The sequence below is a fragment of the bacterium genome, from assembly GCA_016786595.1.
GTDB lineage: Bacteria > Bdellovibrionota_C > UBA2361 > SZUA-149 > JAEUWB01 > JAEUWB01.
Map to the genome: position 1 here is coordinate 40,795 of JAEUWB010000059.1, position 19,264 is coordinate 60,058.

Here is a 19,264-nt window from a genome sequence, read left to right on the forward strand (position 1 = left end):
TTCACTTCGTTCGCAATGACGTAAGTGAGGCGTAGTGGAATGCAGTGTTTGAAGTGCCGCCTTCGGCGTCACGTGTTCAAATCCACTACTGAGTAAGGAATCCGTTTCTTTTTTCTTACTTTTTCTTTTCGTAAAGAAAAAGTAAGTGAGGCGTAGTGGATTTGAACCACTGACCCGTTGCTTAAAAGGCAACTGCTCTACCCCTGAGCTAACGCCCCAGAAAATTATTACCTAAAGAGGGCACAGCCCCTGGGAGGGCAGCAATATCGTGTCTTAGGAGATAGTTGTCAAGACGCCTTCAGTAGAGGCTTTTGCCGTGGCTAGGCGGGCCATATTTTCAATGCTAGTTAACTGACGATCTAGGTCACGAATTCGGCCAAAAGTCTCTTCAGTGTCTGCTGGCGAGCTGGATTTAGAGAGCCTTGATAAGAGTAGGGCATAGGTTTGTAAATGGGTTTGGGCCTCTTCAAGCTTATCGGCGCTTAAGTTTTTAGTTGAGAGTTCAGTGGCCAGGTATTGCAGGCGCTTTTCGCGTTGAACGATTTCTTTAGCTAAATCCATAGTCATAGTAAGAGTAGTAGCTAGCTAATCAGGTATAAAAATACAAGATGCGAATTATTGCTGGACAATTTGGGGGACGTAAGATCAAGACGCCAGATACTAAGTTAATTCGTCCAACGACGGAAAAGGTGCGGGGCGGGATTTTTTCATCATTGCAATCAAAACTAGATTTTGCGGAATATTTGGCAATTGATTGTTACGCGGGTAGCGGGGCGATGGGTTTTGAGGCTTTGTCGCGGGGTTGTTTAGCCGCGGCCTTTATTGAACTTGAGCGAACGCATGTGGCGGTGATTCGGGAAAATGTGACAAGTCTTGCTGTTAGTCATCAGGTTCAAGTTTTAAATGCCAAGGTAAGCGCTGAGACACTTGGGCGTTTGCGGTTGGAGCGGGGGTTGAAATGTTTGTTTTTGATCGATCCTCCTTATACGGCGCATCCGGAAGGGGAGATTTTTTCCGTGCTTGAGGCTGGAGGATTTTGGGTTGAAGGGACTGTGATTGTTCTGGGTTTTCCGCATAGGATTTCAGAGCGCGTCGTTACAAGTTTGCAAGCTAGACAGTGCAGTGAATATTACGTAAAAAACTATGGAGATACGGATATTTTATTGATCTATCTCTAGGATAATTTGGAGCAAGTCATGGAACGTGTTGGGATATATGCAGGCACTTTTGATCCTTTGACTAATGGGCATTTGGATTTGATTGAGCGTGGACTTAAGGTTTTTGATCGCTTGGTGATAGCGGTTGCCGAGAGTTCGCCGAAGCAGGCCTTATTTACGGCGGAGGAGCGGGTCAAGTTAATTACCGAGGCTTTGCCGCGGGGTGCGAAGAATGTTGCGGTAGAGAAGTTTTCAGGGCTATTGGTTGATTTTGCGCGTGAAAAAAAGGCTTCGGCAATTGTGCGAGGGCTACGGGCTGTTTCTGATTACGAATATGAATGGCAGATGGCTTTAATTAATCGGCGCCTTGCTGAAAATTTGGAAACTGTATTTTTAATGACCTCGAATCACTGTTCTTATATCAGTTCGAGTATGGTACGGCAGGTGGCGGAATTGCGGGGAGATGTATCGAGTATGGTTCCAGCGCACGTCGCCGAGGCCTTGAAGCAGAGGTTTGGTGGGTAGTGGGTGGTAACGGAATAATATTTACTAAGTATGGTAACATTTAGGTAAATTCGGCCGATAATTTATGGGAGGTAATTTAACTCTCATGAATGGCCAGTACTACGTTTATATATTAACAAATAAGAATAGAACTACTCTATACGCAGGCGTTACGAATGATATTCATCGCAGACTTTATGAGCATAAAAATGGAGTTGGCTCTAAGTTTGTGAAGAAATATGGTTTACATGAATTGGTATATTTTGAAGTCTATGACAGCGCATATGCTGCGATCGCTGCGGAGAAAAAAATTAAGGCTGGAAATCGGGCACGTAAAATCGAGTTGATAGTTAAGCAAAATCCAGGATGGAAAGATCTTGGTGGAAGTATTTAATTTTGTTGTTGGACTGCGCTAGTAGTTAGTGCGAAGGAAGTGAAGTTCATTAGCAGTCATTGCAGGGTTGCGAAGCGCCTATTCACTTAGTTATTTAACCCTCATTGCGAAGGAAGTGAAGCAATCCGTTCACTTAGTTATTCAGCTGTCATTGCGAGGAGCTGAAAGCGACGAAGCAATCTGTTCACTTAGCACGATAAAATGTTGTTTACCGGTGAACAGATTGCTTCACTTCGTTCGCAATGACGCGAGAGGCAAGCAGATTGCCATCCTTCGACTGAGTTCTTCTGCCTTCGACCCAAATGCTCGCGCCGAGGGGAGCGAGTCTAACGGGCTCTGGACATGCGACTGCTTGCGCAGACTCGCAATGCACGAAAACCTAAACAGATTGCCGCAGTCGAACAAACACGTTTGTTCTCCTTCGCAATGACGTGGTGTGCAGACAGATTGCCAAACTTGCTTACGCAAGCTTGCACTGATGTTGAGGCGCAAATAGATCGTCAGAAAAGGTAAATGGAGCGGGCGATAACCGAGAGGGGATAGGGTGAACCCACGACCTCCTGCGAGCATGGAGGGAGTGGCAGAGATGTAGGAAACAATTACGTCGTTTATTTTCGTTTAAAAAACGAAAATGGAGCGGGCGATGGGGGTCGAACCCACGACCTCCTGCTTGGCAAGCAGGCATTCTAGCCACTGAACTACGCCCGCTCAGGGGTAATTGAGTCAGTTCCCATTTAATGGGAGCGAGTAAAAGGACACTTTTTTGGGTTTGCTGTCAACTCTGGAAAGTAATCCTAAATAACTCTGTAGATTAATCGATAAACTGCAGGATAAAATAGAGATTTTTGACGTATTCTATCTATAAGGAGGGTGAGAGGCCATGGGAACCTGATGCGAATCATAACCTCTGACACTCCTTATGGTTTAGACAGGGACTCGAGCGGCCATCAAGTTGGCGCTGTGAGTCATGACTCCGCACAGCCATTGGGCAGGGTCAAGCGTGGGGTCAACTAGGAGTTCGTCAAGAATAACAGCTAGTAAGGCGAACTTACACGTGTCAACGCCATGAGAATCCCGAAAAGTTGCTGCCGATCGTCGTCGACCTAGAGTTCCATCGACGTAGTTTTTCCCACCTTGAATTTGAGAAGCGAAGACTTCGATCAGACGACGTTGCGCCTGTTCACCGTCCAAGATTTCTCTGAATTGCAAATAGTCGGGATGAATGCTGCCAATTTCACCCCAAACTTCGCCGCCGAGCCATTTTGTTGGCAGCGGACGATTTGCACTTGTGAGAGATTGGATCGCGCGGTGGACCATCGTAAAACTGGCGACGTGAGTTGGATGTTTGTCGAACGGATGGTGAGTCCACAGAACTTCAGGGTTGAAGTAATTGAGGATTTGCTCAACCACGTGAGTAGCTTCTGGGGCAAGTCCTTTGATAGCGGCACTATCGTATCCAAGTTGAATGACGCAAGCGTAGTTGCCCAGATCGGCAGCTCGCTTTTGTTCTTCGAGTCGGATTTGAGCCATTTCTTCAGGAGTTACATTTGCATATTCTCCGGTTCTCGGAGAGTTTGCGCCAGAAGTTAGGACCACTGCTACGATTGGTCGTCCATCGCAAGTATGCGGGACGCCCATGATTTCAACGTCGTCTTGGTGGGCGACCACCGCAAGGACGGGTCGTTGTCCGTTTAAGTCGTTTCGAAGATAAAAGTTTGCCGTAGGTGGCAGAAAACACAAGCTCATTTTTTACACTCCACTTTTAAATTAGGTAGTTCATTTTCGTGGACAAAGAATTACAAAAACCTCTGTTAAAGGCCTCTACTACCCAGATGAAATTGTTCAATCGCGCATTGGGCGATGATTTGAAATCTCGGTAAAGACGCATGCAGTAAAACTATTTATGTTTCGGAACAGAATGCGCTTCAGCGAGATTTTGTTCGGGTTCAGGATCGGACTCAGGGGGCGATTTTTTTTAGGTAGAAATCAGCTAGTCCTCCGATAGTATTGATATCCTTGAGCTCGTGCTCGTGCGGCTGGGTATCAACTTCGAACTCCTTGTCGAGAGCTAGTAAAAGCTCAACTTTGTCCAGCGAATCTGCTCCCAGATCATCGCTCACGTGCAGGTCCTCGACAGACTTTTGCTCCGTTGCTGCGATTTCTGCAATTGGCTTTAGTCCTAGCTCGAATTCCGAGACTTTGATGATGCGTGCAAGTATTTCTTCTCTTGTGATCATGATCTTTTCTCTACATGGCGGGATGCCAGTGGCGGAAATACTGCTGAAATTATCAATATTTCAGTCACTGACATAAAAAAATGCAGTAGAAAAAATAAAACAGCTAGAACCTTAATTAATCATGCGTCTTCCCGAAGCTCAAAAACATAGCAAAGTCTCCATAGATTGTCATTCTCGAGCGATAAAATTTGCAGGAAAAAGCGTGGCGAGGCCTGGAATTTTATTGTAATTATAAGTTTATGAGAAAAGAATCCTACGAATTTTTAGAAAAATTATTGTCTACACCGTCAGTTTCTGGACATGAACAGGCAATTCAGCGTGTGGTGAAGCGCTATGTCGCTCACTACGCGGATGAAGTGAAAGTTGACGTTCACGGCAATCTAATTGCCTCCTATAATCCACAAGGAAAAACCAGAGTGATGCTTGCCGGTCACTGTGACCAGATTGGCATGATGGTTACGCACATCGATGACAAGGGCTTTATATATTTTAATCAAGTTGGCGGAATTGATGCGGGAGTCCTTCCCGGGTCAAATGTCGTAGTGCATGCAGCTCAAGGCCCAATTGATGGGATTATTGGTAAGCGCCCAGTGCATTTATTAACTCAAGCTGAGCGCGGCAAGGAAATGGAAATCAAAAAGCTTTGGATTGATATCGGAGCGACTAATGGCGAGGAAGTAAAGAAAAAAGTTGCGATTGGTGACGTCGTTACTTACCTACCTGGAGTTAAGCGGCTTGGCAGTAACCAAATTACTGCTCCCGGGTGCGATGACCGGGTCGGAGTATTTGTGGTCATGGAAGCGCTAAGGCTTGTCGCGCAGCTTGCTCGAAAAAGCGGCGGGACTAAAAAGAAGCTACCATTTAGCTTATTTGCCGTGAGCACCGTTCAGGAAGAAATTGGGCTACGCGGAGCAACTACTGCTACGTATAGCGTTGATCCGCTAGTTGGAATTGCAGTTGATGTAACTCATGCCTCAGATAATCCTGGAGCAGACCCTAAAGAGTTTGGAACTGTGAAGTTAGGGGCTGGGCCAACAATTGCCCGTGGCCCCAATATTAATCCGGTTTTAGAAAAACTTTTTGTTAATACTGCAAAAAAGAAAAAAATCCCTTATCAACCACTAGGTGCGCCAAGCGCTACGGGGACTGATGCAAACGTAATTCAGATTTCGCGCTGTGGTGTAGCTGCGGCCTTAATTGGACTGCCGAATCGTTATATGCACACCCAAGTTGAGGTTGTAGATTTACGCGACTTGGAAAACGCAGCGCGGCTGATCGCTGAATCGGTGTTAGCGATTAGTTCGAGAGATACCTTTATCCCTTCTTAGTTAGGCTTAGGCTTGAACTTATACTTAACCTTCACGCTTCGTCATGACAAGGGGTGGCCAAGAAAGGATAAGGGGAAGTATAAGTTCAAGCCTAAGCGCATGCCTTAGCGTCGTGGCTGTAAGAAAACAAAGCATGCTTGAGTGAATCATGGAGTATTTAGAGCTCTTCTGTATCAGCTGGCGGCTTTTTCCTAGATATGCTAGTGAAGGACATCTAAAATAATAAAGAGTTAAGTGTTTCCAGTAGACGATAAATTCAAAGAAGAATGTGCGATTGTTGGAGTAATTGGCACGCCTGAAGCGGCCAACTATTGCTACCTTGGGCTTTATGCCATGCAGCATCGCGGGCATGAAGGATCGGGAATCGTTGCCAGTAACGGTACTGATTTAATCGCGGTAAAAGATACCGGAGTCGTTGCAGATATCTTCGACGAAGAAACTCTAAAAACTCTCCCTGGTCAAATTGCGATTGGGCATAATCGCTATGCAACTTTTGGCAGTAAGGACCGGGCGAATCTTCAACCTTTTGTCGCAAACCTTGGAACTGGTCCAATTTCGATCGCCCATAACGGAAATCTCGTCAATGCCGATGAGCTTAGAAAAAGTCTCGAAGCAGATGGTGCGATTTTTGCTACAACCTCTGATACTGAGGTTTTCTTGCACCTGATTGCTCATAGTGATGCTAAATGGTCACTTTTAAAACGTATTGAACACGCTTGCAAGCAAGTTAAGGGAGCTTATTCGCTGGTGCTCTGTTCACAAGATAAGCTTTATGGGCTGCGTGATCCGTACGGAGTCCGTCCGTTATCGCTTGCACGGCTTGGCAAAGGATATGTGCTTGCTTCAGAGACCTGCGCTTTTGATTTACTTGGCGCGAAATTTGAACGTGACATCAAGCCTGGAGAAATAGTTGAGTGTGCGCTTGATGGTGGGTTGCACGCCAGCGAGACCTTAGTTCAGAAAGAACAGGCCTTTTGTGTATTTGAGTATATTTACTTTGCGCGACCAGATTCAGTGATCGATGGTAGGCATGTTTATGATGTGCGTAAAAAACTAGGCGCAGAACTTGCTCGCGAAAGTCATACCGATGCCGATATCGTAATTCCAGTGCCAGATTCGGGCGTTCCCGCTTCGATTGGTTACAGCCAAGCAACCAAGCTCCCTATGGAATTTGGTTTGATTCGTAATCACTATGTGGGACGGACCTTTATTGAGCCGCAGCAATCAATCAGGGATTTTGGAGTTAAGGTAAAGCTTAATCCGAATGCGGATTTACTAAGGGGTAAGCGCGTAATTGTTGTTGATGATTCAATTGTGCGCGGAACAACCAGTAAAAAGATTGTTACCATGCTTCGCGCTGCAGGCGCCAAAGAAGTCCATATGCGGATCAGTTCACCGCAGACGGTGAGCCCCTGCCATTATGGCATTGATACTCCTTCCAAGAATGAGCTAATTGCAGCAACGCATAAGCTTGAGGATATTTGTAAATTCATTGGGGCTGATACAGTTCAATATTTAAGCATTGAAGGTATGTATCGAGCCGTTAAGGGTGAGCAATCCAAGTTTTGCGATGCCTGTTTTACAACTAACTATCGTCTCGGCATAATTTAAGAAAATATAGCGCTAGAGAGTATACGGCACTCGTATTCGCGAATCAGTCTTCGGAAAGTCTTTGGTGTTTCTAGTAACTAACTTACAGTTATTGACTTCTGCAGTGGCCAGAATAATTGCATCAGGTAGTCGATGTTTCCTTGTAGATCTTATTTCTACTGTTCGGCTGGCGATTTCTTGATCTAATGAGCAAAGAGTAAATGAGCGCAGAAAGTCTTTGAATAGTTTCTTTTGTTGTGGGGTGTTTGCACCTGCCATAACTTCAATCCAGCTAATAATGCTGATGATACAAACATCATATTGCTCCATTTCCGCGTGTGCTTGAGAAATACCTTTCAGAGCATCAATAATAATATTTGAGTCTAATACAGCCTGCATTGTTGTTACCCGTATTCTTTACGAGCGCCACTCATTTCTAAGGCGTCTTTGATATTTTACGCTATCTTCCTTGTGATCAGTCCAGAGGCCTACAGCTGGGTGGTTTCTAAGCGTGCTATAAACTTTCGGTAAAAACTCTTGGATTGCTGTGCGAATGACTTCGGAGCGAGATAAGTTTTTTTCCTTGCAGTAACGTTTGAGCTGTTTGATCTGCAGGTCGGGGATATCAATTAATATTTTCATATATACTCATGTATAAGATTTATATAATATAGTATATATTAATATACAGAATTCTGCAAGCTTAAAATTGTTCATCCATCGTCATTCCGACGCAGCTTGCAGGAAATAAACCACTGAAGCTTTTAAGAGGAATTCCATACTCTGTGATTTCGTTTTTTGAAGCTCTTTCGAGTACTTAGAATTTTCCTCATACTTAATTGCGGCAGACCTGAAGCATATTTACCACAAACACTGATTGTTTAATGAGTGAAATTGCTCCTCTTAATAAGGTTATCTGTATGAATCGGTTTGTTTTAGCTTTGGTCTTAATTTCAGCCTGTCCAATCAGTAGTATGGCAGGCCCAATTGGAACTGGCACTGGCGGAATCGGCAGCGGAGGAGGCTCAGGAGGCGGAGGCTCTAATCCTTGTCGCGCTGGATACTCGTATATGGAAGTTCCAACTGCCACAATCAAAGTTGACTATAGTTTTCAGCAAAAAAATGTTTGCGAAGCAAAATCTGGCAGTAAACAAGAAATAATTAATTACATCAAACTTAAGTTAGAAGGACTTGCTAATGACTTAGTGAATGAAGCTTGTCCACGGGCTTATTATCGAAAAGGCACAGTAGAAACAAATAATTTCTCAACCTTTGGGGTCTGTGCGGAAATGAATAGTTTGGTTAATGGCGAATATCAAACGACATATGTCACAAAAGCAAATGGTCGAATCACAGCCTTGATTTGCTGTGAAAACGTTAAGCCAGAAATTTGTGAAGTCAATGAGATCGGTGTGGAGTAGGTTATATGCAGCAGGTTTATCGAAAAATTGTAATACTTTCAGCTTTAATTATGCCAGTCTTTAGTGCGCGTGCTGAAGAGAGCTGTATAATGAAGGTGGTTTATACGGAAGGTGCGGCTACCGATGGTCACGATCATCAAAGCATGGATGACTGCAAGTTTGCAGAAGCTGCGGATTTCGATTCAACGCAAAAAAATGCGGAAGCTAAATTCTGGAAAATATTTCGCGATCAATTAAAGGGTGATCCAGAGGCAATGCGTCGTCTTTGCTTCGGCCCGCAGCCGCCAGCCAATGGCACTGCAACATTTCAATCCGCACAAACTACTGACAAGGTCTTTAGTGGGTGTGCAGGAGAAAAATTTACTACACGATTTACCTATTCAGGCTATTCAGTGCTACGCTGCTGCGTGCCTGTAGAGGAATGTAAAGCTCAATCTGCTCGCGACTTTTAAGCTGGAAGTGGCTGGATTGTCGGTTCAGTGCGGGACTTATTTTGATAATCTTCCCAGGCTTTGTAGAAGGCTCCCTGCCTTTTAAGTAGTTCGTCAAAACTGCCAATCTCTATAACCGATCCGCCGTCAAGGAAAATGATTTTGTCGAATAGTGCGACTAGATTCAAACGATGGCAAGCGGTGAGAATCGTGCGGTCAGCAAAGTGATACAATAATCCGATAAAAATTTCCTTCTCAGTTTTAGGATCGAGGCTTGAAGTCGGTTCATCCAGTAGTAAGATATCCTTGCGACTAGCGCGTAGTAACCCTCGAGCTAAAGCACCCCGCTGTTTTTCCCCGACAGAAATGTTTAATCCCTTTTCGGCTAGATTATTATCCCAACGTAAAGGCAATTTATTAATCACTGAATCAAAGCGACAAAGCTGAGCGAAGAATTGTAATTCTTTAGAATCAAAATCTTCTCCCATGGTCATGTTATAGAGCACTGTTTCTGAGAAAATCTCTGGTTCTTGTGGAATGAGCAGAGAACTTTCAGATAGATCTTCGATCGCCACAGAGCCTTGAGCATCGGTGGCAATTGAATATGAGGAGGGGTAGAGTAGTCCTGCCATGACTTTTAAAAGTGTTGATTTGCCGCCGCCACTTGGCCCTACCAGCGCGATTTTATCCTTGCGATTAATTGCTAGTTCAACATCTTTCAGTCCGCGCCGCTCGGCATGCGTGTATGAAAAATTAAGATTTTTAATGCTGATTCTTGTCCAAGCAGGATTGAGCGGATGAATCTTATTTACATCAGTCAATTTCATGTCCTGATAATCTGATAGACTTTTTTCGATTTTACTTGCGTCTTCATATGCAGTTGAGGCTTCGAGTAGTCCGCCATAGTATGCAGTAAATGAGCCAATCGCTTGAAAAATTCGATCTAGATAATTAAGTAATACGTAGACTTCTGCGACATCGAAAGCTTGGGTTACGCTTTGATGGCGGTAAAAATAAATTGCTAGTGAAGCTCCAATTACAAAAGCATAGCCGATTCCAGTTGATCCCCATTTGAGTTCTTGAAAAAGCGAGATACGTTGGCTGATTCCCAGACCTTCGTTTTTCTGAGTTTGCAGATGACGTTCCGCGGATTTTTCAAGTCCGAGCGTTTTGACAGTCACGATATTAACTAGATAATCCACGCAAATACGGTTAAGTTTATTACCGAAGGCATTATTTTCACGGTATTGATTGGTGAGTTTCTGGTTAAAGAAAATCATCGCCAGAATGGTAACAATCGAGAGTGCTAAAACTAAGAGAGCCACCCAGGCATCGAGCGCAAAAATTGCGACTGAGGCAAAAAATACCTTGACCCCACCTTCAATCACCTGCCAAACGTAAGTGCCCACCACGCTATCAATCGCGCCAGCTGAGCGGTGCAGTTTGCTCAAATTCTCACCAGAATGCGTCTCAATATGCCAGCGCAGTGGATAGCGCATGAGTAGGCCGAAAATTCGTGAAAGCGTATTCATCCGCGCATTGTAGGTGACGGTATTTTGGACGTAGCGTGCTGTATGATGGAGTAGGACATGGGCGAGCTTGATCCCGGTGTAGGCAAGAATACCGTAGGCCCCAGCAAGGTAAGTCTCTTGATTGAAGCCGCCTTTGACAAATACTCCAAGCGTGTAACCAATCGCCCAGGGGGCAAGTAGGTCCAGAGAATAGGCAAAAATAAATAGCACTACGAAGATAAAAAATCTGGGGCGTTCACTAGAAATAGCGTGCCAGGCACCACGAATGAGGGCGAGAAATGATTCTTTCATGAGGACAGAAACTCGAACAAAAAGCCTAGTAAGATTAGGTGAATTCGCCAGGGATGTAAAGTAATGTAATTCTTGCGGTAGAAATTTAGTTGAGAGACATTAGTCAGACGGTGAAGCACTTTAACACACATACATTTACTCGATTTGGAACGATGGTCATGCCGTTCTTTAAATCTGAAAAACGCAAAGTTGCGTTACTACTGTTGTGTTTATTGGTTTGTTTTTCCTACGCGATTAATCGCGTGCAAGTGATCATGAGTTTCGTCAATCGCGACTTTATGAACGCTTTTACTGTGCGTGATAGCGAAAGTTTCCTCAATGAACTGCTGAAATATCTTGGTTGCTTTGCCTTGGCAACTTTACTTGCTGTTTTTAAGACCTACACGGAAGAGCGTTTCGCGTTGATGTGGCGTAAGTGGTTAACGCATTACATGTTAGAGAATTACTTCTCACATTTAGCGTTTTATCGCCTCACTGGAAATCGTGAGATTGACAACCCTGACCAACGTATCGTTGAGGATGTGCGTTCATTTACGACAATTACGCTTTCGATCATCTTGATCATGTTTAATTCCCTGATTGCCATACTCTTATTTATTGATGTGCTGTGGTCGATTGATATTAATTTAGTTTTCGCTGTTTTTGCTTATGCTGTTTTTGGTTCAGTTTGTTCGTTCTATTTGGGGCGCCCCTTAATTGACTTGAACTATGAGCAACTTAAGAAAGAAGCCGATATCCGCTATAAACTCATTAATGTGCGCGATAATTCTGAATCAATTGCTTTACTCGAAGGGGAAGTGCGGGAGAAACTCAAGGCACGCCAACGTGTCAAGCGTGCAGTTGAAAATTTACGCCGAATTATCAATTGGAATCGCAATCTCAATTTTTTCACGCACGGCTATAACTATATAGTTACGATTCTTCCGCTGATCATTGTTTCGCCCCTTTATCTACAGAAGAAAATTACTTTTGGTGACGTCACTCAGGCAACGATTGCCTTTGGGCATGTACTTGGCGCGCTTTCAATTATTGTTTCAAATTTTGGAAACCTAAGTTCACTGGCTGCTGTAGTCGAACGTTTAGGATCTTTTGTTGATGAGATGAAAAACGCAGTGAAAGATGCAAAGAGTTCGCAGATTCAGCTTAGTCCGGCAGAAAATATTCGCTTTGAAAACGTGACAATTTTAACTCCCGATCGTAAGCGCGCATTAATTAGCAATTTAAACTTAGAGCTTAATCCTGGGGGCCTATTAATTACCGGTCCAAGTGGCGCCGGGAAAAGCTCGATCATCCGCGCCCTTTCTGGCATTTGGTCTGCAGGTGAGGGGCATATTCACCGGCCTTCAGTCTTTTTCTTGCCGCAGCGTCCTTATTGCGTAATTGGTGATTTGCGTAGCCAATTTACCTACACGACGCGCAGGCGTGCGATCGCTGACTGGGAAATCATGGAAGTAATCTCCTTGCTTGGACTAGAAGAGATGCTTGACCGGGTTGGTGGTCTTGATGCTGAAGTCGACTGGAATTCGTTTCTTTCACTTGGAGAAAGGCAAAAACTTAGCTTCGGGCGGCTTTTATTATTTAAGCCCCGCTTTGCTTGCCTTGATGAAACTACAACGGCAGTAGACCCACAAAGCGAGAAAAAAGTTTATGAACTGTTACAGCAAATCGTTGAGAATTATATTAGTATTGGTTACCGTCAGAACCTTGAGTCCTATCACTCTCATGTTTTAGAAATAACTTCAGGTGGACGCAGTAAGATGAGGGCTGTGGTAAAATGAAAAAATACTTACAGCTGATGTTTTGTTTATCATTAGCAAGATCTGCGCATGCTGATGTTGCCTTGAAGCGCGCGATTTTTGAAGATTGCCCAAAGGCGTTAGAAATCTCTCAAAAGCTTGCTGCCAGTGAAACAACTGAAGCGATTGATTTTTTAACCGAAGTTTTGGCTTTACCTGGCCCCAACGTACAGCCGCCACGCGTAGATGCTGGGGGCGGTGAACTATGGAGAATTTATAATCCGGACCATGAATTAGAGGTGAAGGACTGTGCACTACAGATTGCCCGGTCGCTGCATGAAAGTAATAATGCTTTACGCTTGGTGCCAACAATTTCAGCCTTGATTGCTGATCAGAGTCTACCGGCTAAGTTGCAAGAGTCGGCAATTCGCGTGGCCCGCGAATTACTAGAACATAGTTCCACTACCTCGCCTGAAGTCGCCCGTGAGGTCGTAGAAAGTCTCATTAGTCAACAATTGTCAGGTCCCGTTGAAGCAAGAATTAGCATGCTGCGCAGTGTAACTTCTTTAGCCTTGCCCTTGATCGCAGCTCGCATTGAAAAAGCTCCAACTGAAGATTTGGAAAATTTGTTTTCACTGCTCAAGGTGCTCGACCTAGCGCATACTGATTTTAATTCAGCTGCACTCAAATTAAGTTTTACCGAGGACCCTCTCAGGGTTCAGATTGCCTTAAAACTATTGTCTGAACGCGCTGTTGAAAGTGAATTAATCTGCATACGTCTGGCGCAGCTTGGCGTAAATCTTAACCAGCAAATCAAAACTGAAGCACTTACAGCATTAAGGCGACTTTTAGGGGAAGGGGCGAGTGCGATTTCTGAGACTTGCAGTAAAGAAATCATGCGACTTGCTGCAGCATTATCTGGTCAGGACTTGAGTGAGCTCGTTACGGTTTTTATGCGTAAGCAAGCTAACGATCTATCGATTCGAAAATTGCAGCTAAACATTGCCCCTAAAAATGACGAGCTATATCTTGAAATCCTCCTTAACCTGACGAGTCTGAATAAGTCCGAGCGCAGTAAACTCTTGGCGCTAGCACGCAGCACGAATTTAAAAACTCAAAAGCAGGCCTTACGGGTGATGAGCCTCCGCCCAGAGTTTAGTGCAGAACTTAAAGGCATTTTGCTGAGCTTATTAAAAACGCCACAGCAGAGCGCTGAGCGTATGCAGGAGTTATTAGAAATTCTTAAGTTAATTGTTGTGAGTACTCAAGATCGTAAACTCGTCGATGAGCTTAAGCGCTTGCAGGGTTCTAGTGATGCATCAGTCAGTAAAAGTGCTGAGCAGATTCTTTCTAAGAATTCACTGCTTGAGCTGTCTCGTAAGTGAGCTTACCCAGTGCGTCTGCACCTAATGACGAAATGCGCCAGAGCCGACTTGTTAAGTTTCCAGGTGGCACAGGCTCAGCCAACATCTTACCTTCAAGATGATAGAGTGCACGTTGAATTTCATCAAAGCTCACATCTAGTGCTTGTGCTACCTGAGCAATATCGCAAGTGATATCAGTGTCCCAGCGAGCAGAATTGTTGTTGAGATAATTCAAAAGAATATACTCAACTCTTGTAAAAAAGTTTTTCTCGATATTCATAGTTTTATAAGTCAGTAATATGCCAAGGCTTTTACTCATCTTTTGGAGAAAAAGCAAGGGTGGCGCGACCCAAAGTGTCCGAAATTAGAGAAAAAATCCATTGATTATAGGGTTTTGCACTATCTTCGACAGGTAAGTTTGCTGCTAATCGAAGATAACTATCGAGTTTATACCTGTATTCGTTAGCTGGTTCAAAAATGCCTTTAATATTTGAACTAGGTACGATTGACCCTTTGGCCACAGCTTTTCCGATTGAAGACCAAAGTTTAGCCTGAGAAAGTTCAAGCTTGGAGTCGAGATAATCTAAGTTACTTTCTAATTTAATTTCACTGATGCGATCTACTCCTAAGGTAGGTTTGAGATAAGCAGGTTGATATACTGAACCGTCGTTAAGATTTAGATTCGTCTGAACTTCCCAAGAGCCTGGGCGTTGTAGGTTTCCGATAAGATTTGAAGTTACGTCGACCTTGCCGCTAAGGCCGATTAGACTCAGTAGTGGGTGTGCTTGTAGGCTCACTGAATTTGCATTTCCACTGCACTCGAGTTTGCCTAAAGCCATCACCCCTCGAGAACAGCTAAGACGAATTGTCCCTTGATAGGCCTGGGCACTAAAATTCATCTGATGTAGCCCTCGCACCAGAGCAAGTAGGGAAGTTTGAATTTGGACTTCAGTCAAGACGATTGGGATATTCAGTGGCTTAGCCGGAAGCATGATAGATATTTGCTCAAACTCAACGTTCCACGGCGCATTAAAGCTCAGGCCTGAGATTTGCACGACACCATTGGTTTGTTCGAGTGCGGATTTAAGACGCGCCTCGAGTTGCTTGGAAAAAATTTGGTAGGGGAAAAGCAGTGCGCATAAAGTCGAGAATGCAAAGAAAATAATAGTGCGCTTTAACATCAGCATCATGCTTAGATTGTAACTTCGGTATTAGTAGGTGACGATTTTTTGCGCACACTTCCAATTTCAATTGTGGCGGAGATGGCCTTACCTTCGAAACCTTTGAGTAGATCGATCTTTCCTAAGAACAGTGGCCGGTCCCCGTAGGTAATTTTGTGGAGCAACTTAACAAGTTGCTCGAGGGTGATTGATTTGACGTTCAAAATGAACTCCTGCTTTTCATAGTCAATTCCTAAATCCTCGGTTGTGCGCCCACGCTGTAAATCATAATTGTCCGAACCAATACTTTCCTTAACAATTCGATCGAGTTCTGTTGTGACTTGTTCGAAAGTTAATTGCGAGGCCTCAAATGTTTTTTTTGCATGTTCTAAGCGTTTGGAGAGTTCGAGATAACGGGCAATTAATTGCGGGAGTTTCTCGGCGTCAGCTTTACGTGTCACAATCAATCTTGAAGACTGCTCAAGATAGGTATCTGACCACTGTTTGAAAATAACGCCAATGAAGATCAAGCCCGCAAGCGAAGTGAGTGCAATCAGCCTGCGTTCGCTGGGTTTTAAATTTCCGTAAAATTGATTAATGCGCCTGAGCATCTTAAGTTTTAAATACCAATTCTGCTGAAAAGTGCATGCGGTTTGAACCTTGAACTTTATCGCCAGACTCAATCCGAACGCTAGTAAATAAATCCGTTTTCTCTTCAAGGATAGTACTTAATCTGCCCACGGCAAGTCGGCTGGCGGCTGTGCCACTGATACTCATGCCTTCCGAACCAATACTGAGCTTCTCAATGCTGACTTCAAGCTCGGGAGTTAGACTTTGAGCAAGCTCTTTAAGCGATTCGAGAGGTGAAATCGAGGAAAGCGACCCTAGATTTTGTAATTCGGTTTCAAGGTTTTGAATCTTTGTTTCAAGCTCATTTACCTCACGGCGTTTTGGAAGAAGTTCATTAGGTAGACCGGAGTTAAGCGCGGTCGTAATTTTTGATTCAATACCCAGTAAGGCCAGCGGCTTAACGGCAATCACCGCGACGATGCAAAGTAGGCCAATTAAGCTAAAGAGTGAAAAGCCAAACCACTCCTCCTTCGCCGAGCTGATGATGTTTGCTAGTGTCGCGCGATATTGAAATGGTCCGATGCGATAGTTGAGTACGTCGGACTCTTTCTTACGCTCAAGCAAATCATGTAATATTCCAGTGGCCCAAGTTAAATTTTCAAAGTCCTCAGCAGAGAGGTTACTCTGAAAGTGACTGCGCAAATCTAGGCTAATTACTTCTAAGCGCGTAAGCTTGGCGATTGCTTCGTTAAGTTTATTCGCCTCGGTCGAATAAATTTTAAATTGCGGAACTGCAAAATCTTTCTGGAATTTAATGATTTGGCTGATCGTTTCACGTAGTAGCGCCTCATCATTATGTCCTGAGGCAGAAGCGGAGTGTGCAATCTCGCGGATCGCCTTGATTTTACCGGCTTGAATTAAGACCAGGGCAGTATGATCGAACGTTGACTGGAAAATGCAGTAAGTTTCTTCGCTAGTAGCCTCAGTGAATTGCCCGAGAGTAGCTACGCAAGCCCCGCGCGTAGTTAAAACTTTTGGGTCAATCCCAAAAACTTCAAGCCCATTAAGCACATTAGCAATTAAGTTTTTATCTGCCAGTGCAACCACAATATCGTAGAGGTTGTCGCTTGAGCTTGGAGAGACGCTAAAATTAATAACGAAATCATCCGGGTCAAAGGGCAATCGTTCTTGTAGTTGCCCAGGTAGTATTTGTTCTAGTGCGCGTGGATTATTGAAGGGTAGGGTAAGATTAATATAGCGCAGTGTCTGTGGGCTAAATGTAGCAACAACAGCATCGAGTTCAGTGATTTGATTACGAATTTCTTGATCTTGTAGCTTGAGCGAACCTAAGCCGTCTTCAGATAATGCTGCAGAAAGATTTATCGACTTGACTAGCTCAATTGTCTCTGCCGTCTTGGTAAAGACGTGCAAAAACTTGTCGTTGCCATTGATGCTGGCGTTATGTTCGATTAGGCCTACTAAACTCATGCTGGTATACAGCTAGCATTCAAGAATCCTGAGCGCAATTAGAATTACAATTAAAATAAGTGCTTAGGTGTCATCGGCCTTAGTACTCGAAGATCTACCCTCCAGCGGGGCGAAGTTAGAATTTGACCTGGTTTTTTGCACTAGTGGAACAATTGTAGAGTAACTATGTGGCGAATTGATCTCATCGTATAATTCGATAGTAATTTCCACTGCTTCAGGAAAGCCGAAATTTTTCTCGTTCCAGCTATCAAGCCAGTTTTCATTGCGATAATAGCGGACATTAAAGCTTTTAATTGTATCGGAGATAATTTCCCGCGCAGAGAGTTCATTAGTGATTTTTTTGTTCTTTACCGCAACGGGATATTCAAAACGCTCGAGAATTAAATGCTTATTTTTCTCAGATCCAAATTTACCAACTTCTTTTCTGACTTTATACGTAACTTCAACGCGACTTGAAAAGCCCTGACCTGCTAGTAACGAGCTATCGGTGACAAAGGTAATTGAGTCAGCGTCATTCTCGCCGTTTTTTTCATCAACGCCCCGTAGATATCCTGAGGTTGCCTGTGCAGGATTAGTTTGACTGAAGGCGTTGAATTCTCCTGTAGCACCAGCGCTGGCGTTACTGATGCGCGTCTCATTAGTGTTCTTCGTACGGCGCAAGTTCTCGGCGACGCGGCTGAGTAATTCGCGATTGATGCGCGTAAGGATATTGCCCCCCGAAAGCGAAGCAAAGCGGGTAGTTTCAATGGCGTTACGCGAGCGCACAAGTCCACCCAGAGTGCCAAAAAGGATTGTGGCCATGATCATCAGCAGTGCTGCAACTACGGTGATTTCCACAAGTGTAAAGCCGCGATTGTTGTTGCTCATGGTTTTGTAAAATAAACTAGTGTAGTGCGTTCATCTGGACGCGTGCCCCAGCTAATCGATAAATCGACACGCCGCAGCGCGTCCTCATTTTTTGCCACAGGAATTTTTTGGACTTCAAGCTCGTAGCGCCATCCGCGAAGTTGTTCTTTTTCCTGAGATTTAGTAGCGTCATTAAGAATTTTTAGCTCGCGCAGGCGATCTACCAGGTTGCCGGCCTTACGACCGGGGTCTGGTGCGGCTTTGTCGATTTCTATCATCGACATAATTTTTTTTGCGTAGAGACTAGCTTTGAAGCGCTTAGCTTCACGATCGTAGGCTTGCAGGTAATTTGTGTTCATCACCAGCAAGGTAATCAGCGCTAAACCGAGAATAGCTACAGAGACAGCAATTTCCACTAGCGTGAAACCGGAACTGCTTTGCGCGCTGGTGTGCTTGCTTAATTTCAAAATATCACCTTCTTGCCATCCGGCGATCGTAGTCCTGAAATTAATTCGACCTTACTCTTGGCGGGACTAAGAAAAATAGAGTAGGGCTGGTCATTTAGTGTCAAATAGATCACAGTCGCTTCGTTTGTGCCTTGATCGCTAATGCGGATATATGCTTCGCCACGCATTTTCTCGTCATGGGGTGTCACTACTGCTTTAACCTTTACTCCCACAGGTAAGACTCGCTCCTCGGCTAAGCTTGGAAACTCTAATGGGGGCGTGAGTCTCACACCGGTTTCTTGGTCGCGAAAGCGAAAGGCATAAAACAAGGCCTCTAAATCTCCTGCTTGACGTTTCTCCTCTGCCACAAGTTCTTCAGAGAATGACTGCTTGTCCGCAAGTATGCGCTTTTGGTTGCGACGCTTTTTTTCTGAGTCCAAGCGCAAGTTCTGCAATAAATCAACTTGCTGAATTTCTTCGGGAGGTAGCGGAACTTCTCTCAGGACTCGGTAAGACTGACGATCAAGATCGAAAGCAATACGATAAGACTCCTGCCGGGCACTAGATTCGCTAAGTAGCAATTGCCAGGTATCAACGAGTCGGCGCGCATCGCTCTTTTGTTGCCAAGAATTAATCACCCCGAAGCGTGAGAGCGCCAAGCCACTGATCACCAAGATTAAAGTGACGACTGCCAGAAGTTCTAATAAAGTAAAACCACCGTCAGCATCTTGCTTGATTTTCATTGGCAGCTCGGTAGCGCTAGCGCAAT

The 19,264-nt window shown here is 44.3% G+C and carries 22 protein-coding genes and 2 tRNA genes; 9 read left to right on the forward strand and 15 right to left on the reverse strand.

Going from position 1 to position 19,264, the window contains the following annotated elements:
* Positions 1 to 146 precede the first annotated feature (146 nt).
* Positions 147 to 218, reverse strand: a tRNA-Lys gene (locus JNK13_10505).
* Between the two features lie 55 nt (positions 219 to 273).
* Positions 274 to 567, reverse strand: a complete 294-nt coding sequence (locus JNK13_10510) for a hypothetical protein (GenBank protein ID MBL7663168.1) — start codon at positions 565 to 567, stop codon at positions 274 to 276.
* Positions 568 to 608: 41 nt separating this feature from the next.
* Between JNK13_10510 and JNK13_10515 the strand changes: the two genes are divergently transcribed.
* The 3 genes from JNK13_10515 (at position 609) to JNK13_10525 (ending at position 2,055) form a co-directional block, all read left to right on the forward strand.
* The gene (locus tag JNK13_10515; protein MBL7663169.1) at positions 609 to 1,178 is read left to right on the forward strand and encodes an RsmD family RNA methyltransferase; all 570 of its coding nucleotides are present in this window, start codon (positions 609 to 611) and stop codon (positions 1,176 to 1,178) included.
* 18 nt (positions 1,179 to 1,196) lie between these two features.
* Positions 1,197 to 1,682 carry a pantetheine-phosphate adenylyltransferase gene (gene coaD, locus JNK13_10520; GenBank protein ID MBL7663170.1) on the forward strand — a complete coding sequence of 162 codons (486 nt, stop codon included), beginning with the start codon at positions 1,197 to 1,199 and terminating at the stop codon, positions 1,680 to 1,682.
* 85 nt (positions 1,683 to 1,767) lie between these two features.
* Positions 1,768 to 2,055, forward strand: coding sequence for a GIY-YIG nuclease family protein (locus tag JNK13_10525; GenBank protein ID MBL7663171.1), 288 nt, complete (start codon positions 1,768 to 1,770; stop codon positions 2,053 to 2,055).
* A 632-nt stretch (positions 2,056 to 2,687) separates the two neighbouring features.
* On the opposite strand, the gene JNK13_10530 is transcribed toward JNK13_10525, so the two are convergent.
* The 3 genes from JNK13_10530 to JNK13_10540 form a co-directional block, all read right to left on the reverse strand.
* Positions 2,688 to 2,763, reverse strand: a tRNA-Gly gene (locus JNK13_10530).
* A gap of 216 nt (positions 2,764 to 2,979) precedes the next feature.
* Positions 2,980 to 3,801 carry a PIG-L family deacetylase gene (locus JNK13_10535; GenBank protein ID MBL7663172.1) on the reverse strand — a complete coding sequence of 274 codons (822 nt, stop codon included), beginning with the start codon at positions 3,799 to 3,801 and terminating at the stop codon, positions 2,980 to 2,982.
* A 212-nt stretch (positions 3,802 to 4,013) separates the two neighbouring features.
* Entirely contained in the window at positions 4,014 to 4,292 is a 279-nt protein-coding gene (locus JNK13_10540; GenBank protein ID MBL7663173.1) for an acyl carrier protein, read from the reverse strand.
* A gap of 239 nt (positions 4,293 to 4,531) precedes the next feature.
* On the opposite strand from JNK13_10540, the gene JNK13_10545 reads away from it, so the two are divergent.
* Both JNK13_10545 and JNK13_10550 read left to right on the forward strand, forming a co-directional pair.
* Positions 4,532 to 5,620, forward strand: coding sequence for a M42 family metallopeptidase (locus JNK13_10545; protein ID MBL7663174.1), 1,089 nt, complete (start codon positions 4,532 to 4,534; stop codon positions 5,618 to 5,620).
* Between the two features lie 234 nt (positions 5,621 to 5,854).
* Positions 5,855 to 7,231 carry an amidophosphoribosyltransferase gene (locus JNK13_10550; protein MBL7663175.1) on the forward strand — a complete coding sequence of 459 codons (1,377 nt, stop codon included), beginning with the start codon at positions 5,855 to 5,857 and terminating at the stop codon, positions 7,229 to 7,231.
* Between the two features lie 12 nt (positions 7,232 to 7,243).
* On the opposite strand, the gene JNK13_10555 is transcribed toward JNK13_10550, so the two are convergent.
* Both JNK13_10555 and JNK13_10560 read right to left on the reverse strand, forming a co-directional pair.
* On the reverse strand, positions 7,244 to 7,609 hold the full coding sequence (locus JNK13_10555; protein MBL7663176.1) for a type II toxin-antitoxin system VapC family toxin: 366 nt from the start codon (positions 7,607 to 7,609) through the stop codon (positions 7,244 to 7,246).
* Between the two features lie 18 nt (positions 7,610 to 7,627).
* Positions 7,628 to 7,852 (reverse strand): CopG family transcriptional regulator, encoded by a 225-nt coding sequence (locus JNK13_10560; protein MBL7663177.1) that lies wholly within the window; start codon positions 7,850 to 7,852, stop codon positions 7,628 to 7,630.
* Between the two features lie 278 nt (positions 7,853 to 8,130).
* Here JNK13_10560 and JNK13_10565 point away from each other — a divergent pair, with 278 nt between their 5' ends.
* Both JNK13_10565 and JNK13_10570 read left to right on the forward strand, forming a co-directional pair.
* Positions 8,131 to 8,631, forward strand: a complete 501-nt coding sequence (locus tag JNK13_10565; GenBank protein MBL7663178.1) for a hypothetical protein — start codon at positions 8,131 to 8,133, stop codon at positions 8,629 to 8,631.
* Positions 8,632 to 8,636: 5 nt separating this feature from the next.
* On the forward strand, positions 8,637 to 9,083 hold the full coding sequence (locus JNK13_10570) for a hypothetical protein (protein MBL7663179.1): 447 nt from the start codon (positions 8,637 to 8,639) through the stop codon (positions 9,081 to 9,083).
* Here the strand turns inward: JNK13_10570 and JNK13_10575 are convergent.
* Complete coding sequence (locus JNK13_10575; protein MBL7663180.1) at positions 9,080 to 10,885, reverse strand: ABC transporter ATP-binding protein; 1,806 nt, start codon at positions 10,883 to 10,885, stop codon at positions 9,080 to 9,082. The genes JNK13_10570 and JNK13_10575 overlap by 4 nt on opposite strands.
* Before the next feature lie 110 nt (positions 10,886 to 10,995).
* On the opposite strand from JNK13_10575, the gene JNK13_10580 reads away from it, so the two are divergent.
* Together JNK13_10580 and JNK13_10585 are read left to right on the forward strand one after the other, a co-directional pair.
* A complete protein-coding gene (locus tag JNK13_10580) occupies positions 10,996 to 12,663 on the forward strand; it encodes an ABC transporter ATP-binding protein/permease (GenBank protein ID MBL7663181.1) in 1,668 nt (555 codons plus the stop codon).
* Positions 12,660 to 14,006: a hypothetical protein gene (locus JNK13_10585; protein MBL7663182.1), complete on the forward strand. Its 1,347-nt coding sequence runs from the start codon at positions 12,660 to 12,662 to the stop codon at positions 14,004 to 14,006. Before JNK13_10580 ends, JNK13_10585 begins: the two co-directional genes overlap by 4 nt.
* Here the strand turns inward: JNK13_10585 and JNK13_10590 are convergent.
* From JNK13_10590 to JNK13_10620, 7 genes are all read right to left on the reverse strand, one after another.
* Positions 13,972 to 14,220, reverse strand: a complete 249-nt coding sequence (locus tag JNK13_10590) for a hypothetical protein (protein MBL7663183.1) — start codon at positions 14,218 to 14,220, stop codon at positions 13,972 to 13,974. The two genes, JNK13_10585 and JNK13_10590, sit on opposite strands and share 35 nt — an antisense overlap.
* Positions 14,221 to 14,296: 76 nt before the next feature.
* A complete protein-coding gene (locus JNK13_10595) occupies positions 14,297 to 15,166 on the reverse strand; it encodes a hypothetical protein (protein ID MBL7663184.1) in 870 nt (289 codons plus the stop codon).
* A gap of 11 nt (positions 15,167 to 15,177) precedes the next feature.
* Positions 15,178 to 15,756 carry a hypothetical protein gene (locus tag JNK13_10600; GenBank protein ID MBL7663185.1) on the reverse strand — a complete coding sequence of 193 codons (579 nt, stop codon included), beginning with the start codon at positions 15,754 to 15,756 and terminating at the stop codon, positions 15,178 to 15,180.
* A gap of 1 nt (position 15,757) precedes the next feature.
* Positions 15,758 to 17,203, reverse strand: coding sequence for a hypothetical protein (locus tag JNK13_10605; GenBank protein ID MBL7663186.1), 1,446 nt, complete (start codon positions 17,201 to 17,203; stop codon positions 15,758 to 15,760).
* A 63-nt stretch (positions 17,204 to 17,266) separates the two neighbouring features.
* Positions 17,267 to 18,070, reverse strand: a complete 804-nt coding sequence (locus JNK13_10610) for a prepilin-type N-terminal cleavage/methylation domain-containing protein (GenBank protein MBL7663187.1) — start codon at positions 18,068 to 18,070, stop codon at positions 17,267 to 17,269.
* Positions 18,067 to 18,516 carry a prepilin-type N-terminal cleavage/methylation domain-containing protein gene (locus JNK13_10615; GenBank protein ID MBL7663188.1) on the reverse strand — a complete coding sequence of 150 codons (450 nt, stop codon included), beginning with the start codon at positions 18,514 to 18,516 and terminating at the stop codon, positions 18,067 to 18,069. Before JNK13_10615 ends, JNK13_10610 begins: the two co-directional genes overlap by 4 nt.
* Positions 18,513 to 19,238 carry a type II secretion system protein gene (locus JNK13_10620; protein ID MBL7663189.1) on the reverse strand — a complete coding sequence of 242 codons (726 nt, stop codon included), beginning with the start codon at positions 19,236 to 19,238 and terminating at the stop codon, positions 18,513 to 18,515. The genes JNK13_10615 and JNK13_10620 overlap by 4 nt, the downstream gene beginning before the upstream one ends.
* Positions 19,239 to 19,264: the final 26 nt, after the last annotated feature.

Excerpts from the sequence above, each read along its gene's own strand:
- JNK13_10540 (MBL7663173.1), bottom strand. The coding sequence starts at position 4,292 with ATGATCACAAGAGAAGAAATACTTGCACGCATCATCAAAGTCTCGGAA.
- JNK13_10585 (MBL7663182.1), top strand. The coding sequence starts at position 12,660 with ATGAAAAAATACTTACAGCTGATGTTTTGTTTATCATTAGCAAGATCT.
- JNK13_10515 (MBL7663169.1), top strand. The coding sequence starts at position 609 with ATGCGAATTATTGCTGGACAATTTGGGGGACGTAAGATCAAGACGCCA.
- JNK13_10565 (MBL7663178.1), top strand. The coding sequence starts at position 8,131 with ATGAATCGGTTTGTTTTAGCTTTGGTCTTAATTTCAGCCTGTCCAATC.
- JNK13_10610 (MBL7663187.1), bottom strand. The coding sequence starts at position 18,070 with ATGAGCAACAACAATCGCGGCTTTACACTTGTGGAAATCACCGTAGTT.
- JNK13_10525 (MBL7663171.1), top strand. The coding sequence starts at position 1,768 with ATGAATGGCCAGTACTACGTTTATATATTAACAAATAAGAATAGAACT.
- JNK13_10595 (MBL7663184.1), bottom strand. The coding sequence starts at position 15,166 with ATGTTAAAGCGCACTATTATTTTCTTTGCATTCTCGACTTTATGCGCA.
- JNK13_10510 (MBL7663168.1), bottom strand. The coding sequence starts at position 567 with ATGACTATGGATTTAGCTAAAGAAATCGTTCAACGCGAAAAGCGCCTG.
- JNK13_10545 (MBL7663174.1), top strand. The coding sequence starts at position 4,532 with ATGAGAAAAGAATCCTACGAATTTTTAGAAAAATTATTGTCTACACCG.
- JNK13_10600 (MBL7663185.1), bottom strand. The coding sequence starts at position 15,756 with ATGCTCAGGCGCATTAATCAATTTTACGGAAATTTAAAACCCAGCGAA.
- JNK13_10575 (MBL7663180.1), bottom strand. The coding sequence starts at position 10,885 with ATGAAAGAATCATTTCTCGCCCTCATTCGTGGTGCCTGGCACGCTATT.
- JNK13_10535 (MBL7663172.1), bottom strand. The coding sequence starts at position 3,801 with ATGAGCTTGTGTTTTCTGCCACCTACGGCAAACTTTTATCTTCGAAAC.
- coaD (MBL7663170.1), top strand. The coding sequence starts at position 1,197 with ATGGAACGTGTTGGGATATATGCAGGCACTTTTGATCCTTTGACTAAT.
- JNK13_10570 (MBL7663179.1), top strand. The coding sequence starts at position 8,637 with ATGCAGCAGGTTTATCGAAAAATTGTAATACTTTCAGCTTTAATTATG.
- JNK13_10620 (MBL7663189.1), bottom strand. The coding sequence starts at position 19,238 with ATGAAAATCAAGCAAGATGCTGACGGTGGTTTTACTTTATTAGAACTT.
- JNK13_10555 (MBL7663176.1), bottom strand. The coding sequence starts at position 7,609 with ATGCAGGCTGTATTAGACTCAAATATTATTATTGATGCTCTGAAAGGT.
- JNK13_10560 (MBL7663177.1), bottom strand. The coding sequence starts at position 7,852 with ATGAAAATATTAATTGATATCCCCGACCTGCAGATCAAACAGCTCAAA.
- JNK13_10605 (MBL7663186.1), bottom strand. The coding sequence starts at position 17,203 with ATGAGTTTAGTAGGCCTAATCGAACATAACGCCAGCATCAATGGCAAC.